The organism is Mycobacterium sp. IDUB_39, from assembly GCF_055419205.1.
The window spans coordinates 415431-431229 of record NZ_JBVAXF010000002.1 but is presented as its reverse complement, the minus strand read 5'-3'; the positions used below and the strand labels follow the sequence as shown (position 1 = coordinate 431229).

Here is a 15799-nt window from a genome sequence, read left to right as displayed (position 1 = left end):
TGAGCCCCTCGCTCCTCAGCGGTTCATCGTGCGCTGGTGCGGAACGGCTCGGTCGGGGCGCCGAGGTTTGGCGTGCCCAGCAGCGATTCCGACGAAAGCGCGTACATCCCGTCGTTGGTGAGCAACCAGACGATCTTGCGATCGTATTCGACGTACACCCCGTGAGTCGGGTTGCTACGCGCCCAATCCGGCGTCTCCGCACCGAATGTCGGGGGTGCGAAGTAGCCCGCAACCTTCGGATTCCTGGGGTCCGAGACGTCGAAGAACTGCGCTCCCGCGTTGTAGAAGTCATAGATCAAGAGCCCCTCCTTTGGGTCGCCGGGAGACGTGTAGTAACCGCTCCGCTTGGGACCGAAGCTGCCGCCGCGCTGGCAGAAGTCCGTGACTGCCGACCCGTCCGGAGGCGTGGGTCGAGGCAGGCGGCCGACGATTCGCGGATACTCGGGATCTGATGCATCCACTCCGAAGATGTCCTTGTAGGGCTCGTAGCAGTCCTCGGACAGGGGATATCCGCTCAGGTAGACCATGCCAGTCTTCTCGAACTGGGAGACGTCGACATTGTCGGCCTCGGTGCCCGCCACCGACATCGGGACATCCAGATGGCTGACCTCGCGCAGGTTGGTGGGATCGGAGATGTCGATGATCGACATGCCGAAGCCCCCCATGGCAGCGAAGCCGTACTTTCCGCCCTCCTCGATCGGGGTGGGGATGTACAGCGGGTTGCGTGATCCCATCCACGACGTCCGGTTGCCGCAGCGCGGATTGGACCGGTAAGCGTCTTCCTCGCCACGGACCATGCCCTCGCGATGCCACGTGTCCAGCAGCTTCGGCGCAGCTGGGTCGGCCATGTCCCACACCTGAAACCCATTCGCGTAGAGGTAGGTCGGGTACTCCTGCATTGACCAGTCATCGCTGGGTGCGACTGAGATGAACATGTACCGGCCGCCGTCCCAGTGTGGGACGTCGAGGGATCCCGAACCCTGCTGCGGCGCGCTGAGGTCTGGCTTGAGCGGATCCTGCTGGGTCGCATCGGTACTCACGGTCGCCAGCAGCTCCCAGTCCTTCTTCTGCGGGCCGTTCAGCCTATAGACCTTGAAGCCCTTGAGCTGTGTGTCCGCGCGAGCAGCGGCAACGCCCTCGGGTGAGGCGTACTTGCTCTGCTCCGGCGTGTCGCCCATCCAGAAGGGCACCTGACGCCTCATCTCGAAGCTCTGGACCATGATGTAACCGTCGTGCTTCTCGCTCCACTGGATCGTGGAGGCGCCCCAGAAGTCATGGACGTCCCAATCCTTGCTCTTGACAGCCTCGTTGTTCCCCTCGACCTCCGCCACGTCATCCCGTGTCAGCGACTCGACGACCTTCACGTTCTTGACATCCGTGATGTCGTAGACGCGGGCTTCGCTGCGGTCGTACTGGAACATGTAGCGCCGACCGTCGAAGTCCACGATGTTCTGCCAGGAGTGGAACGGATCCGGGGTGAACTGCTGGCCCGGATAGTGCGCCTCAACGGTCACGTTGTCGCTCTTGTACGAGTTCGGGTCGTAACCATCGGTTTCGGGGAATAGGTCCTCTCCGCCGCGAGGGAACGGGTGCTGCTCCTCTTCATTGACATAGGTGAGCGACGGATGAAGAAATGACCCGTCGTTCTGCATTCCGTAGCTACCGGGGTCGGCCTTTGAGGGGCGCCGGTCTTCGCACACGACGGGGATGTTGGGATCCTCAGACGCGGCGCCGACCCTGTCACGGTCGGTTGCGGCGCGTGTCATCAGTGCCCCGGCCGTCCCGGATCCGAGGGCTACGACCACGACCAGCAGCCCCGCAAGCAGTTTCAATGTCCACCGCCGGAGTGGTTGCCGCCCATCGGCATCGGTGCGGGTTGTTGGCCGGGGGCCAGAACCAGGAATTGACCCATCATCCCCTGGTCCTCGTGGTGCAGCAGATGGCAGTGGTACATGTACGGATTGACCGGATCGGCGTGCCCAGAGAAGCGCATGCCCACGTTGTAGGTGCGCCCGGGTTCGGTGTAGATGGTGTCCTTCCAGCCGGACAGCGCCGGCGGCGGAGTGCGGCCGTCGATGCCGATCACCTGGAATTGCACGTCATGGACGTGAAAGTTGTGCGGCCAGTTGTCCACATTGCGGATCGACCAGACTTCGGTGGTGTCGACCGGAACGACGAGATCGATGCGGTTCATGTCCATGCGTTGGCCGTTGATCATGTACCACTGCAGTTCGAAGGATCGGTTGGCCGGGGTGGCGGCGTCGACCAGCGGTGTGATGGTGGTGAGGGTTTCGGGCATTTCGGGTGACGCGCTCAGTGTCGATTCAGGGCGCAGAGTGAGGACGTCGAAGGTGTCATCGAAGCCGAACGTCGCGGGGTCGGACAGGCCCTCGCGCGCTTCGATGGGCAGGGAACGCAGCGTGACATTCTGTCCGGCGCGCAACTCGAGGACGATCTCGGCGCGCTCCCCGGGGCTGAGTTGAATCCTCCTCAGCGACACGGGTTTCTCGAGAAGTCCACCGTCGGTGGCGATGAGGTCGAACGACGCGTCATCGGAGCGGGCGAGGTTGAACAGCCGACTCGAGGAACCGTTGAGGACACGCAGCCGCACGCGCTCGGTGCTCACAGACAGGTGCGCCCCAGCGATGCCGTTGGTGATGACGGTGTCACCGAGCAGCCCGTATTTGCTGTTGTCGGCCTCGTCGAGGCCGCCGCCGGAGGTGAATCGGCGGTCGGCGATGACGAGCGGAATGTCATCGACGCCGTAGCGCCGGGGCAGATCGAGACCGTCGGCGATATCGTCGTCGATCAGAAAGAGACCGGAAAGTCCTCGGTAGACATGCTTTTCGGTGGAGCCGTGTGGGTGCGGGTGATACCAGAGGGTCGCGGCGTGCTGCTCGACCGTCCACTCCGGTGCCCACGTGGCGCCAGGTTCGATGCTCTGATGGGGGCCACCGTCGTACCGCGCCGGCACCCGCATCCCGTGCCAGTGCACGCTGGTGGTCTCGGGCAGGTTGTTGGTGAGCGTGAATGCCACCCGTTCGCCCCGGCGCGCCCGCAGCGTCGGCCCCAGGATGGAGCCGTTGTATCCCCAGGTCTCGGTGGATCGTCCGGGCAGCATCTCAGTAACTCCCGGTTGTGCTGCGAGCTCGAACCGGCGCACGCCATCCACGCCGACCCGGCCTGCGGCCAACGGCGGGATCGGCAGCGGACGGGTCGTCACCGGCGTGGAACTGGCCTGGCCGCGCACGCACGCCGCACCCGATAGCGCCAACGGCATGGCGGCGGCTGCGACGAGCAGTCTTCGTCTCGAGATCACGGAGGCTCCTTGCGATAGGTGGCTCCAGTCTCATCAGTGGCCGCACCGGGAAACTCATTCCAGAGGCCGCACCTGCGCGCCCAACACAGACCCCTAGCGTCTTGTGCGGCAACAAGTGGTGTGCTAATCGGATATGTTCGACCGGTTGGTCTCTACCGTGGGTACGGTGATCGACATGCGCTCGCCGCGTGACCTGTGGAAATTCGCGCGGTTCCTGCCCCTGCTGCTGACACCGGCACTGCTGCTGGCCAGCACCTTTCCGGGCGAGTACAAGGTGCCCGGCAGCTACTGGATGCTGGCAATGACGGCCTGCGCACTGTTCGTGGTCGGAGATCGCTGGCCGCTGCCGGTGTCGTTGGCCATCTCCGCGCTGGCCCTACCCATGTTTCTCACCGACGCGTGGGGCCCCTCGGACCTCGTGCCCTTCCTGGGGGCGATCGCCGTCGTCGAGGTCATCGTGCGCTGCGGTCGGTTGGCGACGGTGGTGGCAACGGGATGCTGGACGATCGCCGTGGTCGCCGGCCACTGGGGCGGACACTCGCCGACCTTCTGGCAGCCGGCCGCGCTGGTGGAGGCCAGTGCCTACGTGGGGCTTCCGCTTCTACTCGGCCTGTTCCTGCGTGGGCAACGCGACCTGACCGCCAGCCTGGCTCTGCGGGCCGAAGAGGCCGAGACCCGGACACGAGCCGACGAGCGAGCCGCCCTGGCGCGAGAGCTACACGATCTCGTGGCCCACCACATCGCGTCGATCGTGTTGCGGGTCAAGGTCGCCCAGCGCGCGCAGATCACTGACGATCCACGGGTGCGCGCGGTGTTCGATGACGTGCACGACACGGCGGCAAGCGCACTCGCCGACATCAGGCGACTTCTGTCGGTCCTGCGCGACCCCGACCTCGGAGAGGTCGCGCTGGTCGAGCCTGCGGCGGTGGCCAAGGAGATCCGTGCGGCCGTGGCACGAGTGCGCTCCGCCGGATTCGAGGTGGAGGACCACGTCGACGACGATTTCGATGGGCTCGACGCAATAGGCCGGTTGACCCTGCTGCGCCTGGTTCAGGAATCGCTGACCAACGTCATGAAACACGCCGATCGCGAGCTACCCGTACGAGTCGCCGTCCAGAAGGCGGATTCGGTTGTGCGACTGCGAATCAGCAGTGGCGGACGGAGTCGGCCCACCGCAGGCGGCCACGGCGTCATCGGGATGCGCGAACGCGCGCAGTTGGCGGGCGGCACTCTCACCGTCGGAGTGGTCGACCCCGTCGCCGGTGGCTGGCAAGTCGACGCGGAACTCCCCGCCGTGGCCACTCTTTCGGCGAGCACCTCGTGACCACTGTGCTTCTGGTCGACGATCAGCGGCTGGTACGTGCGGGCCTGCGGATGCTGCTGGAGTCCACCCCCGACCTGACCGTCGTCGGAGAGGCCGCCGACGGCGTCGAGGCGGTGCGGTTGGCCGCCGAGCACACCCCTGACCTGATCCTCATGGACCTGCGCATGCCCGGTATGGACGGGGCGACAGCGACCGCGCACATCCTGGCCAGTCACCCCACTACGAAAGTCCTGGTGCTCACAACCTTTGACGACGACGAGCACCTCTACCCCGCACTCGCCGCGGGTGCGTCGGGCTACCTCGTCAAGGACACCGACCCCGACGACCTGCTGACCGCCATCCGTCGCACCAACGACGGCGATCTGCTTTTCTCCCCCGCACTGTTGCGCCGCCTCGTCGACCGCGCCCTCAGCGCCGCTCCCGGACCGGCTGACACCGCGATGACGACCCCACTCACAGCGCGGGAGCGCGACGTCCTGACTCTGGTCGGTGAGGGCTACAGCAATCAGGAGATCGCCGACCGCCTCCATCTCGGCGTGACCACGGTCAAGAAACACATCGCCAATCTGATGGACAAGACCGGTAGCGACAACCGAGTGCGGTTGGCGGTCCATGCCGTGCGCACGCTACCGCCGCATCCCTAGCCAGGCTCCCCATTACCGCAGGACGCTGCCCATCAGGCACGCTGGTCCCCACGATGTCCACTCCACCCCTGCTCGACGACCCGGCCGACCTGTCCGCCCTGCGCACCACCGGCGCGGACCCCGATGAGCTGTTCGCCACCTTCGCCGCATGGGCTGAGGCGAGCGGCACCGTGCTGTACCCGGCGCAGGAGGAGGCGCTGATCGAACTGGTCAGCGGCAGCAACGTCGTTCTGGCGACACCGACCGGTTCGGGCAAGTCACTGGTGGCCACCGGCGCGCTGTACGCGGCGCTGGCCGCAGAACGGCGCAGCTACTACACCGCGCCGATCAAGGCCCTGGTCAGCGAGAAGTTCTTCGCGCTGTGCGACGTGTTCGGTGCGGCGAATGTCGGCATGCTCACCGGCGACGCCTCGGTCAACGCGGAGGCGCCGATCATCGCGTGCACGGCCGAGGTGCTGGCCAATATCGCCCTGCGTGAGGGTGCCGATGCCGATATCGGCCTCGTTGTCATGGACGAGTTCCACTTCTACGGTGATCCCGACCGCGGCTGGGCCTGGCAGGTGCCGCTGCTGGAGCTGCCCAACGCCCAGTTCCTGCTGATGTCGGCGACGCTGGGCGACGTCACCTTCCTGCGCGAGGACCTCACCCGGCGCACCGGCCGGACGACTGCGCTCGTCGCCAACGCGCAGCGCCCGGTTCCGCTGCACCACTACTACGCGACCACGGCGATGCACGAGACGATCGCCGACCTGCTCGAGACGAAGCAGGCACCGATCTACGTCGTGCACTTCACCCAGGCCTCGGCGCTGGAGCGGGCGCAGGCGCTGATGAGCGTCAACGTCAGCACCAAGGACGAGAAGGCCGCGATCGCCGAGCACATCGGCGCCTTCCGCTTCTCCACGGCGTTCGGCTCAACGCTGTCGCGGCTGGTCCGCCACGGCATCGGCGTTCACCACGCCGGCATGCTGCCCAAGTACCGGCGGCTGGTGGAACAGCTGGCCCAAGCCGGGCTACTCAAGGTCATCTGCGGCACCGACACCCTCGGCGTCGGCATCAACGTGCCGATCCGGACCGTCGTGTTCTCTGCGCTGTCGAAGTACGACGGCACCCGCACCCGGCTGCTCAACGCCCGCGAGTTCCACCAGATCGCCGGGCGGGCCGGCCGGGCCGGCTACGACACCGCGGGCACCGTGGTCGTGCAGGCGCCCGACCACGAGGTGGAGAACCTCAAGCAGTTCGCGAAGGTCGCCGATGACCCGAAGAAGCGGCGAAAGCTGGTGCGCCGCAAGGTACCCGAGGGTATGGTGCCGTGGAGCGAGTCGACCATGACCCGCCTGATCGAGGCCTCGCCCGAACCTCTGACCAGCAACATGCGGGTCAGCACCGCCATGATTCTCGATGTCGTCGACCGTCCCGGCGACCCGTTCATCGCGATGCGCCGCCTCCTCACCGAGAACCACGAACCGCGCAAGCGTCAGCTGCGCCTGATCCGCGAGGCCGTCGGCATCGCCCGCTCACTACTGCAGGCCGGCGTCCTCGAGCGGCTCGAGGATTCCCATACGCCCGACGGCACGTTCATTTCCCGTCGCTCCGCTCGCCCCGTCCGCTACCGGCTGACCATCGATCTGCCACCCGACTTCGCGCTCAACCAGCCCCTGTCGACGTTCGCCCTCGCCGCGGTCGACGTGCTGGATGCCACGTCGGAAACCCATGCGCTGGACGTGGTCTCGGTCATCGAGGCGACGCTCGAGGACCCCCGCCAGATCCTGTCCGCGCAGCTGAACAAGGCCAGGGGCGAGGCCGTCGCTCAGATGAAGGCCGAGGGCATCGAGTACGACGAGCGAATCGAACTGCTCGACGACATCACCTATCCCAAACCGCTCGAGGAGCTGCTGGGCCACACCTTTGAGGTGTACCTGCGCAGCAATCCCTGGGCGGCGGACGCCCGGCTGTCACCGAAGTCCGTCGTGCGCGAGATGTGGGAGCGGGTGTTCACCTTCCGCGAGTACATCAGCACCTACGGGCTGACCCGCTCGGAGGGCGCGGTGCTGCGCTACCTGTCAGACGCCTTCAAGGCGTTGCGGTCGGGTGTGCCCGCCGCGGCGCGCACCGAGGACGTCACCGATATCGTCGAGTGGCTCGGTGAGCTTGTGCGCCAAGTTGACTCGAGCCTGCTCGACGAGTGGGAGCAGCTGACCAGCCCCGACCAGCCGCACGACGCGCCTGTGGCGGTGCCGGCCCGCCCGCGCCCGCTGACCGGCAACGAGCGGGCGTTCACCGCGATGGTCCGAAATGCGCTGTTCCGTCGGGTCGACCTGTTCGCCCGGCGGCGCTGGTATGACCTCGGCGAACTCGACGCCGCCTCCGGCTGGACAGCCGAGCGCTGGGAGGAGGTCGTGCGCGCGTACTTCGCCGAGCACGACGACGTGGGCACGGGTGCCGACGCCCGCGGGCCCGCGCTGCTGATCATCGACCGTCAGCCCGGTGTGTGGCGGGTCCGCCAGATCCTCGACGACCCGGCAGGTGATCACGACTGGGGCTTCGACGTCGAGGTGGATCTGGAGGCCAGCGACGAGGAGGGCACCGCCGTGATCCGCCTGGTCGACGCCGGTCGCCAGGACTAGAGCGACACCGCAACGCGGCCTACCATCGGATGGATGGGTGTGCTGCGTCCGCACTACGAGACTCTGCAGTCGATCTACGACATCTCGGACGAGTTCTTCGAGCTGTTCCTGGGCCCCACCATGGCTTACACCTGCGCGTATTTCGAACGCGATGACATGACCCTCGACGAGGCCCAGAACGCGAAGTTCGATCTGGCACTGGGCAAGCTGAACCTCCAGTCGGGCATGACACTGCTCGACGTCGGGTGCGGCTGGGGCGGCGGAATGCAACGCGCGATCGAGACGCACGACATCGACGTGATCGGCCTGACCCTGAGCCGTTCACAGCGCGAATACGCCGCGGCCAAGCTCGCCAAGGTCCCGACGAACCGCACCGTCGAGGTGCGGTTACAGGGTTGGGAGGAGTTCGAGGGTCACGTCGATCGGATCGTCTGCATCGGCGCGCTCGAACACTTCGGCCACGAGCGGTATGACGCGTTCTTCGACATGGCCTACCACGCGTTACCCGCCGACGGATCGATGCTGCTGCACACGATTTGCGGGATAACCCAGGCCGATGCCGCGCGCTTAGGCATACCCATCACGCTCAGGGTGGCCCGCTTCGTCAAGTTCATCCTGACCGAGATCTTCCCCGGCGGGCGGCTGCCCACGGTCACGATGGTCGAGGACCGCGCCGGCCATGCCGGGTTCCGGGTGAGCCTGGTGCAGTCGCTTCAACCGCACTACGCGAAGACGCTCGACCACTGGGCGGCCGCGTTGGAGGCACATCGAGACGCCGCCATCGCGGCCCAGTCCCAGGAGGTCTACGACCGCTACATGAAGTACCTGACCGGCTGCGCGGACCTGTTCCGCGGCGGGTACCTCGATGTCTGCCAGTTCACCCTCGAGAAGTAGGGACCTGTTCGACCACTACCCGGGAACGCGGTCGAGGAAGCCGAGGACCCGCTCGAATCGCCCGTCTGCGTCGGTGACGACGACGTCGAAACCGATGACAACCGGTTCGGCGTCGGCCGGGCCGAGTCCCCACTGGAAGCGCGCCTGACTGTGATGGGCGTCGACCTCGCCGATTGGTGTGAAGACGAAGCCAGGGAACTGCTGGCGGACCGCTCCGATGGTGGCGTTCAGTGCCTCGCGTCCGGTGACCTCGGCCATTGGGTCGACGTAGGTCGCGGTCTCAGTCCAGTGCTGGTCGATCAGGGCGCGGCGCGCGTCGGTGTCGTCCTCATTCCAGCAGGCTAGATAGTTGGTGACCAGGTCGCTCATGACGGAATTCCTCTCGTGCGTTGGCTTTTCAGCTTGACGAGGACGAGTCTTGTCGCAGCGAGGTCACCGTGTCGATTCCCTCAGAGGTAATGCGTCGCTGTTAGCCGAGACGGTGTGGGTCCCGCCGACGGGCAAGGCAGTAATACAGTCCCCCGGCGACGACACTGCCCGACAGCCAGGAGAAGTCGGTGTTACCCAGTGCGGTGGCCAACGGCCCCTGCATCGCCGGAACCAGCCCGTACTGCCATGCCCATCCCGCGAGAATTCCCGCCGCGAGACTGATCAGCCCGCCTGCGTTGTACTTCGGATGATCCGATGCTTCGATCGGCGTGTACAGCGACTCGACGTCCAAGGCGCCGCGGCGGATCACCCAGTAGTCGACCAGCGTGATCGTCGCCCATGGGCTGATCCAGACCAGAATCGACACCATCCAGTTGTCGAAGGCGTGCGCGAAGCTATCGGCTTGGACGAATACCGTCAGGACCGCCGACGCCACCAACCCGGCTACGAGCGTGACCTTCCACCGCGCGGCCCGTACCCCGATCGACAGTGCCGCCAACGAGCACGAGTACAGATTGAGGATGTTGGTGGCAATCGGCCCGTGAATCAGGAGAAGCAGCACGGGGATCGCCATCACCCCGAATGTGCTGACCACCAACTTCGATGGGTCACTACTGCCACCGGCGCTGGCCAGGCAGGCGCCCAATGCGGCCAGCCACACCGTCGGGATGTACATGCCGAGCGTCGACGACCAGAAGACGGCCCGCGGCTTGGCGTCGACCCGCACGAACCGGCTGTAGTCGGAGGCATACGGAATCCACGTCAACCCCCATCCGATGCCGATCGCGGTGAGCAGCTGAGTGACAGCCGTCAACTTCTCGCCCGGTTCCGCCGCGGTGCCAGCCAGCGTCCAGTCGACGTCGGTAGTCGCCATCGCGAGCACCGTCATGGCCGCCATCACCAGGACGGTCAGCGGCACGGTGTACTTCTCGAAACTCCGGATCGCGTAGAACCCGTACAGGGCCAAACCTAGTTGGATCGCCATGATGCCTGCCGCCACGGCGAAGTCGAGCCACAGCGTGCCAGCCACGCCGAACTCCGCGAGGATCGCTAGGACCAGGTCGAGCACCACCCACGTATTGACACCGACCCAGCCCATCGTCAGCAGGAGCTGCACCACCCCCGGCACGACCGATCCGAAGCGGCCGAACGGAGCCCGCCCGAGGACCATCTGGTTCACCGCGGTCCGGTGACCGATCACATTGAAGGCTCCGAAGACAGCACATCCCACGGCATTGCCAAGCACCACGACCAACAGTGTCTCGATGAGGCTGAGACCCAATGTGATGCCCAATGCGCCCAACACCCAGTTGATCGGGGCGATGTTCGCGCCTGCCCAGATCCAGAACAGCTCGGACGGTGAACAATCGCGACTGCTGTCCGGAATCGGCTCGATTCCGTGCGCGTCGAACGGCACGCCTCCTTCATCGGGTGCGGTAGCGGTTGTCGGTGGTGCTTCGATCGGACCGGTGGACATCGCGGTAGCTCCTCACTGCGGGGTTTCTTCAGCCAAACACCGCCAATCCAGGTCAGCGAGTGTATAAACATCCATTAACAAATGATCTGATTGGACGTAAGCACACGGTGCTGAGCTTGGACGCGCTGCTGCGGGACTCCGCGCTGGAGTTGACGTTGCTGGTTCCCGGTGCCGGCGACGAGGTCCGGCGTGAGGCGTTGTGGTTGCACAACACCGAAATGCCGAATCCTGCGCCTTACATCCGGGCGACCGAACTAGTGCTCACCAATGGCTTGTGGCGGGACACCGTCACGGCCGACCAGTTCGTCGCAGCGCTGCAACGCGCGCAAGCCTCGGGTCTGATCTTCGGCCTCACCGAGCAAACCCCCGAGGCACCGGGCGATCTCGTCGAAGCGTGCGCGGCGGCTGCCCTGCCGCTTGCGGCGGTGTCGATCGCCGTGCCGTTCACCGCGATCACCGAGGCGGCTGCGCGGATTCAGGGAGAGGGGCGCCAAGACGCGCTCACCGGCCTGGTCCGCCGTGGAAACGCCCTGGCGATGTCGATCTCCCGGGGCGGCGGTGCCGAGGGGGTGCTCGAGGTATTGCGCCGCGACCACGATCTACCACTGCTGGTGGTGGACCGCCTAGGCAGACGGCTGGCCGGCGCTGCAGGTGACAGCGACGACGACGGCGTCAATCGCGCCGCGGCCGATGCGCTGGCGCGTAGGCCGCCCCCGCTGGAGGTTGACCTCCCTGGCATTGGCATTGCGTCGCTGTTCCTCATCGAGGGCGCAATGGGTGACGTCGATGCCGGTGTGTTCTGTCTGCGGCCACTGCGCGACCTCATCGCCGAGGAACGTGGAGCCATCGAGCAGGCAGCTAGGTTCCTTAGCCTGGAGGTCACCAAACAGCAAGCCCTGCAAGCGATCGAGTCACGGTTCTCCAGCGAGTTGCTGGAGATGATCCTGTCTGGAGCCAATCGGGCCGCCGAGGTACCGGAGCGGTTGCGGGCCTTCGGTATTGATCCGACGGCGCAGCTGGCGGTTATCACGCTGGTCGTCGGCGAGTCCCGCGTCCGTCCCAACGGCTCGACCGACGAGATCGAAGGTTTCTTCACCCGGCGGGGCATTCCGGCCGTGGTGGTGGTGGGAAGTCAGGACACCGTGGTCGTGCTTCCGTGGAGCGGCACGACCGCCGACCTCGTCGAGCTGGCCCATCATCTGATCGACGCGGTGACGAACCGCTTCCCTCACGACCGCGCGGTGGTCGGGATCGGCGGCCTCGCTGCTGCCTCGACGGAGCTGCGAGAGCCGCTGATCCGCTCGAGGGAGGTGTGCCAGGTTCTTCGCCGCCGTTCGACCGGCTCCCCCGTCGGTACCTTCGCCGACGTTGGAACGCATCGGATGCTGCTTGGTCTGCACGACCGGGACCTGTTGCGCCGCTTCGCCGATGGCATCCTTGGGCCGCTTCGCGCGCATGACACGCAGAACGGTACCGAACTGGAGCGCACCCTTCGCAGCTTCCTCGGGAACGACGGGCACTGGTCAACAACCGCGGGCGATCTCTTCGTCCACGTCAACACCCTGCGGAACCGCGTTGCACGGATCGGCGAGCTCACCGGTCGCGACGTCACCCGACTGGAGGATCGAGTGGACTTGTTCCTCGCGCTGGAAGCCGACGGTCTGAGCTAGCGATACCTAGTAGTCGGGATACACGTCGGGCGCGACCGGCGGGGGCGTTATCGTGCGGGGCTCGAGATCCGGATCAGCATGCGCGGCCGCCGCGATATCGCGGCACCGCGCGAACCGCACATCACCGAGCCCCAGCGCGTGCTCGATTAGCCCACGCAGGGCGGTGATTCGACCTGGTCGGCCCGAAAGAAACGGGTGCACACAGAGATTGAACAGACATTGATAACGACGCATGCCGTCGAGTTCCGCCCGCCACATCTCGGCGACCTTGACCGGCGACTCGATCACCGATCCGATATGCGGATCAGGTAGGTACGCGTACTGCTCCCAGTCGTCGAGCGACCAATGCACGGGCAACTCCACGATCGGCTGTCTTTCGGTGGCGATCCGGTACGGACGGTCATCACCCATCAGCGACGAGTCATAGCTCAGACCGTGCTCAGCGACGAGATTCGGGGTCTGCCGGCTTGCACCCCACAGCGCCGCGCGGTGGCCATGGATCTCGATGTCCTGTGCCGCGAACACCTCCAATGCCCGTTCAAAGTCGGCCCGTTCTTCGTCAGCGGTGAGCGTCACCGGTGAGCGGTGGCTGTACGAGTGGTGGGCGACCTCGTGTCCGCGCTCCACGATCGAGGCCGTCAACCGTGGCCGGTGCTCGGCGACCCATCCGGGGACGAAGAACGTGGCGGGTACGTCGAGTTCATCGAGCATGTCGAGGATCCGTGGGACGCCCACGTCGGGACCGTAGGACTGATGCGACATGGTCATCATGTGGTCCGCATAGCGACGTCCCTGCGCGAGGATTGGGGTTTCCGCGTCGACGTCGAAGGTCAGCGCCGCCACTGCCGCGGCTTCGCCGTGCCAAGGGGACGTCATCGCTGGGCTCCTGCCGGATCCGTGGTGCGCGTGCGCCACGCACGCGCGTTGGAGATCGTCGCCATGGGTGAGAGCATCGCGTGGTCAAATGGGTCCTGTTCGCCGCCGGCGGCCAGCCGTGACGGCAGGTCGGGATTGGCCAGTGCGCCACGTCCGATCGACAGCAGATCGGCATGGTTCCCGTCGAGAACCGCGGCCGCCTGATTCAGATCGTGCATTCCGCCGTTGGCCATCACGGGTAGCCCGCTGACCTCGCGCGCCAACCCAGTCACTGTCCGGCCGTCGGAAAGACGGGCGGTATCGATGAAATCGCGTCCCTCGCTGGCGATGTGGAGGTAATCCGCGCCCGCCTCAGCCAGCGCGACGAATATGGTCTCGGCGTCAGCGGCGCCACCGGGCCAGCGGTAGGTGAAGTCGTTAACCTTGGTCTGCGACAGCCGGACGCCGAGCAGAAAGCCGTCCCCAAGCTTCCCGCGGATGGCAGCGACGACACGGCCGGTCAACCGGATTCGGTTGGCGACGCTTCCGCCGAACTCGTCGTCACGGGTGTTGGTGTACACGGTGAGGAACTGGTCGAGCAGGTAGCCGTTCGCGGCATGGACCTCGACCCCGTCGAAACCGGCGGACTGCGCGCGAGCGGCTGCATCGACGAATCCCTTTACAGTGGAGTCGATATCGTCGCCCTGCATCGCCCGTGGGAGCGGCCAGGCGCCCGACCCACCGTACTCGTCGAGCATCTGTCCGCGCGGTGCGATCGCCGACGGGCCGATCGTCCCCACGCCGCGAGAGTTGCCCTGCGACAGCGCACCGGCATGCATGAGTTGTGCCACGATCGGCACCCCCTCGGCGTGCACGCCGTCCGTGACTCCCCGCCAGCCCTCGACTTGAGCATCGGTCGCCAACCCGGGTTGGTTGCGGTAGCCCTGGCTGTGGGTGGTGTCGGTGTAGGTGCCTTCGGTGATCACGACGCCGAATCCACCGCGCGCGAATTCGCGATAGTAGCGCGCCATTTCATCTGTCGGCATACCGTCGGGCGTAGCGGAAACGCGTGTCATGGGCGCGACGGCCAGTCGGTTCTTCAAATCGACCGCACCGATTCGTAGCGGCGCCAGCGCGGGATGAGTGGAATGCATGGGATCAAACCTCCTCGGGAGTAATCGGATTCGTGGCGGTGATCGCGATGGCAAGCTCGGTCGGGCGCACGCCGTTGATCGCGTTGAGATCCATGGGGCAGGCCGACACGACTATCGTGCAATCCATCGCCGCCTCGAACGTCATCGCATCCCCCGGCCTACTGACGGATGCCAACCAGCTGAGATCACCTGCGGCGTCGACCGGGATGTTCATGAAGACGTTCACCGGCTGGGGAACGACATCTGTGGTAACCCCGATCTGCGCCAACGCATTCCGCAGATTCTCGGCGCATGAGTCATGTTGCTCGGCGCCCAGTGCGCGGTAACGCGCCGGGTCGCACGCTGCGATCAGCATGTCGTGGACACCCGGCGAGGTGTCGCTGACGAGCGTCAGGATCGGCCGCCGCCGGTTGGTCATGAACTGCTCACCGACCCGCGGGAACAGCCTCCCCGTCGAGGTCCTCGTATGCGAGGCGGACAGGTACTCGCCGGAATCGGCGGCCGAGAAGGCGAACACGTCTCCGACCTGCCCGCCTTCGACGTCGATCACCCGCACGTGTTCGCCGCGCCGCACCCGCACGGCTCGCCCCGCGCCTGCGGGGACCGCTAGTCGGGACATTGCGTTTATCAGCTCCATGACACCCATTCAAGTGCCGGACCACCTACCCTGCCATGGTGGTTGATCCAGCGGATCGATGGATCTGATGGATGTTCATCCATGCCCAGGGTGCCGCGCGGCTCCATAGTGTCCGTGGTCACAGTCGCGCGAACAACGCAGTGACGCCACCTCAGGAGCCACCATGGAAACCTCCGACATGGTCGTCGTCGACAGCAGCGACATCTCGCCCGCGAAGGCCTTCGGCCTGCTCAAGGCGAGTGTGGTGCCGAGGCCCATCGCATGGACGTCGACCATCAGCCCGATGGGCGTGAACAACCTGGCGCCGTTCAGCTTCTTCACCGTGGTTTCCTCCGCACCACCGATGGTGCTGCTGAGCCTGGAGCCTCATGAAGACGGTCGACAGAAAGACACGGCCGAGAACATCTCCGCCACAGGTGAATTCGTCATCAACATTGCCTCTGCGGAGCTGGCCGCCGAGGTGGAGGCGACCAGCACGCCCTTCGCCTCAGAAGTGGATGAATTCGCCCTCGCCGGGCTTACCCCCGTGCCCTGCCGTCACGTTCGTGCCCCGCGCATTGCCGAGGCATCCATCAGCCTCGAATGCCACCTGCACAGCTCCCTCACGCCCGGAAGTGACCAGCTGATCATCGGTGAAGTCGTGGCGTTTCACATCGCCTCAGGAGTCCTCGGCGCCGACGGCCGCATAGACGTCCAGCGGGTCAACCCCCTGGCACGCACCGCCGCGCATTTCGCCCGCATTGTCCCGCTCATCCACCCCTGACCCGACCCC

Annotated in this window: 13 protein-coding genes; 6 read left to right on the top strand and 7 right to left on the bottom strand. The window is 65.8% G+C overall.

The annotated features are described in order from the left end of the window. Positions 1-23: 23 nt before the first annotated feature. Positions 24-1832: an LVIVD repeat-containing protein gene (locus ACZY0X_RS08295; RefSeq protein WP_463769316.1), complete on the bottom strand. Its 1809-nt coding sequence runs from the start codon at positions 1830-1832 to the stop codon at positions 24-26. Further along, the gene (locus ACZY0X_RS08290) at positions 1829-3280 is read right to left on the bottom strand and encodes a multicopper oxidase family protein (protein WP_463770564.1); all 1452 of its coding nucleotides are present in this window, start codon (positions 3278-3280) and stop codon (positions 1829-1831) included. The genes ACZY0X_RS08295 and ACZY0X_RS08290 overlap by 4 nt, the downstream gene beginning before the upstream one ends. A 214-nt stretch (positions 3281-3494) precedes the next feature. Here ACZY0X_RS08290 and ACZY0X_RS08285 point away from each other — a divergent pair, with 214 nt between their 5' ends. From ACZY0X_RS08285 to ACZY0X_RS08270, 4 genes are read left to right on the top strand one after another with little or no spacing between them, the layout of a single operon-like run. Continuing rightward, positions 3495-4643 (top strand): sensor histidine kinase, encoded by a 1149-nt coding sequence (locus ACZY0X_RS08285; RefSeq protein WP_463770562.1) that lies wholly within the window; start codon positions 3495-3497, stop codon positions 4641-4643. Further along, positions 4640-5287: a response regulator gene (locus ACZY0X_RS08280; RefSeq protein ID WP_463769314.1), complete on the top strand. Its 648-nt coding sequence runs from the start codon at positions 4640-4642 to the stop codon at positions 5285-5287. Before ACZY0X_RS08285 ends, ACZY0X_RS08280 begins: the two co-directional genes overlap by 4 nt. Before the next feature lie 53 nt (positions 5288-5340). After that, a complete protein-coding gene (locus tag ACZY0X_RS08275) occupies positions 5341-7911 on the top strand; it encodes a DEAD/DEAH box helicase (protein WP_463769312.1) in 2571 nt (856 codons plus the stop codon). A gap of 33 nt (positions 7912-7944) precedes the next feature. After that, positions 7945-8805, top strand: coding sequence for a cyclopropane mycolic acid synthase family methyltransferase (locus ACZY0X_RS08270; protein ID WP_463769310.1), 861 nt, complete (start codon positions 7945-7947; stop codon positions 8803-8805). Between the two features lie 15 nt (positions 8806-8820). On the opposite strand, the gene ACZY0X_RS08265 is transcribed toward ACZY0X_RS08270, so the two are convergent. Beyond that, a complete protein-coding gene (locus tag ACZY0X_RS08265; protein ID WP_463769308.1) occupies positions 8821-9174 on the bottom strand; it encodes a nuclear transport factor 2 family protein in 354 nt (117 codons plus the stop codon). 100 nt (positions 9175-9274) lie between these two features. Continuing rightward, positions 9275-10711: a cytosine permease gene (locus ACZY0X_RS08260; protein ID WP_463769306.1), complete on the bottom strand. Its 1437-nt coding sequence runs from the start codon at positions 10709-10711 to the stop codon at positions 9275-9277. A 107-nt stretch (positions 10712-10818) separates the two neighbouring features. On the opposite strand from ACZY0X_RS08260, the gene ACZY0X_RS08255 reads away from it, so the two are divergent. Continuing rightward, positions 10819-12381 (top strand): helix-turn-helix domain-containing protein, encoded by a 1563-nt coding sequence (locus ACZY0X_RS08255; protein ID WP_463769304.1) that lies wholly within the window; start codon positions 10819-10821, stop codon positions 12379-12381. A gap of 6 nt (positions 12382-12387) precedes the next feature. Here the strand turns inward: ACZY0X_RS08255 and ACZY0X_RS08250 are convergent, their stop codons facing one another. The 3 genes from ACZY0X_RS08250 to ACZY0X_RS08240 are packed head-to-tail and all read right to left on the bottom strand — an operon-like array spanning position 12388 to position 15009. Beyond that, a complete protein-coding gene (locus ACZY0X_RS08250; protein ID WP_463769302.1) occupies positions 12388-13257 on the bottom strand; it encodes a polysaccharide deacetylase family protein in 870 nt (289 codons plus the stop codon). Continuing rightward, entirely contained in the window at positions 13254-14390 is a 1137-nt protein-coding gene (locus ACZY0X_RS08245; RefSeq protein WP_463769300.1) for an oxidoreductase, read from the bottom strand. The genes ACZY0X_RS08250 and ACZY0X_RS08245 overlap by 4 nt, the downstream gene beginning before the upstream one ends. A gap of 4 nt (positions 14391-14394) precedes the next feature. Then, positions 14395-15009: a DUF1989 domain-containing protein gene (locus ACZY0X_RS08240; RefSeq protein ID WP_463769298.1), complete on the bottom strand. Its 615-nt coding sequence runs from the start codon at positions 15007-15009 to the stop codon at positions 14395-14397. 181 nt (positions 15010-15190) lie between these two features. Here ACZY0X_RS08240 and ACZY0X_RS08235 point away from each other — a divergent pair, with 181 nt between their 5' ends. Then, positions 15191-15790 (top strand): flavin reductase family protein, encoded by a 600-nt coding sequence (locus tag ACZY0X_RS08235; protein ID WP_463769296.1) that lies wholly within the window; start codon positions 15191-15193, stop codon positions 15788-15790. The last annotated feature ends 9 nt before the right edge of the window (positions 15791-15799 follow it).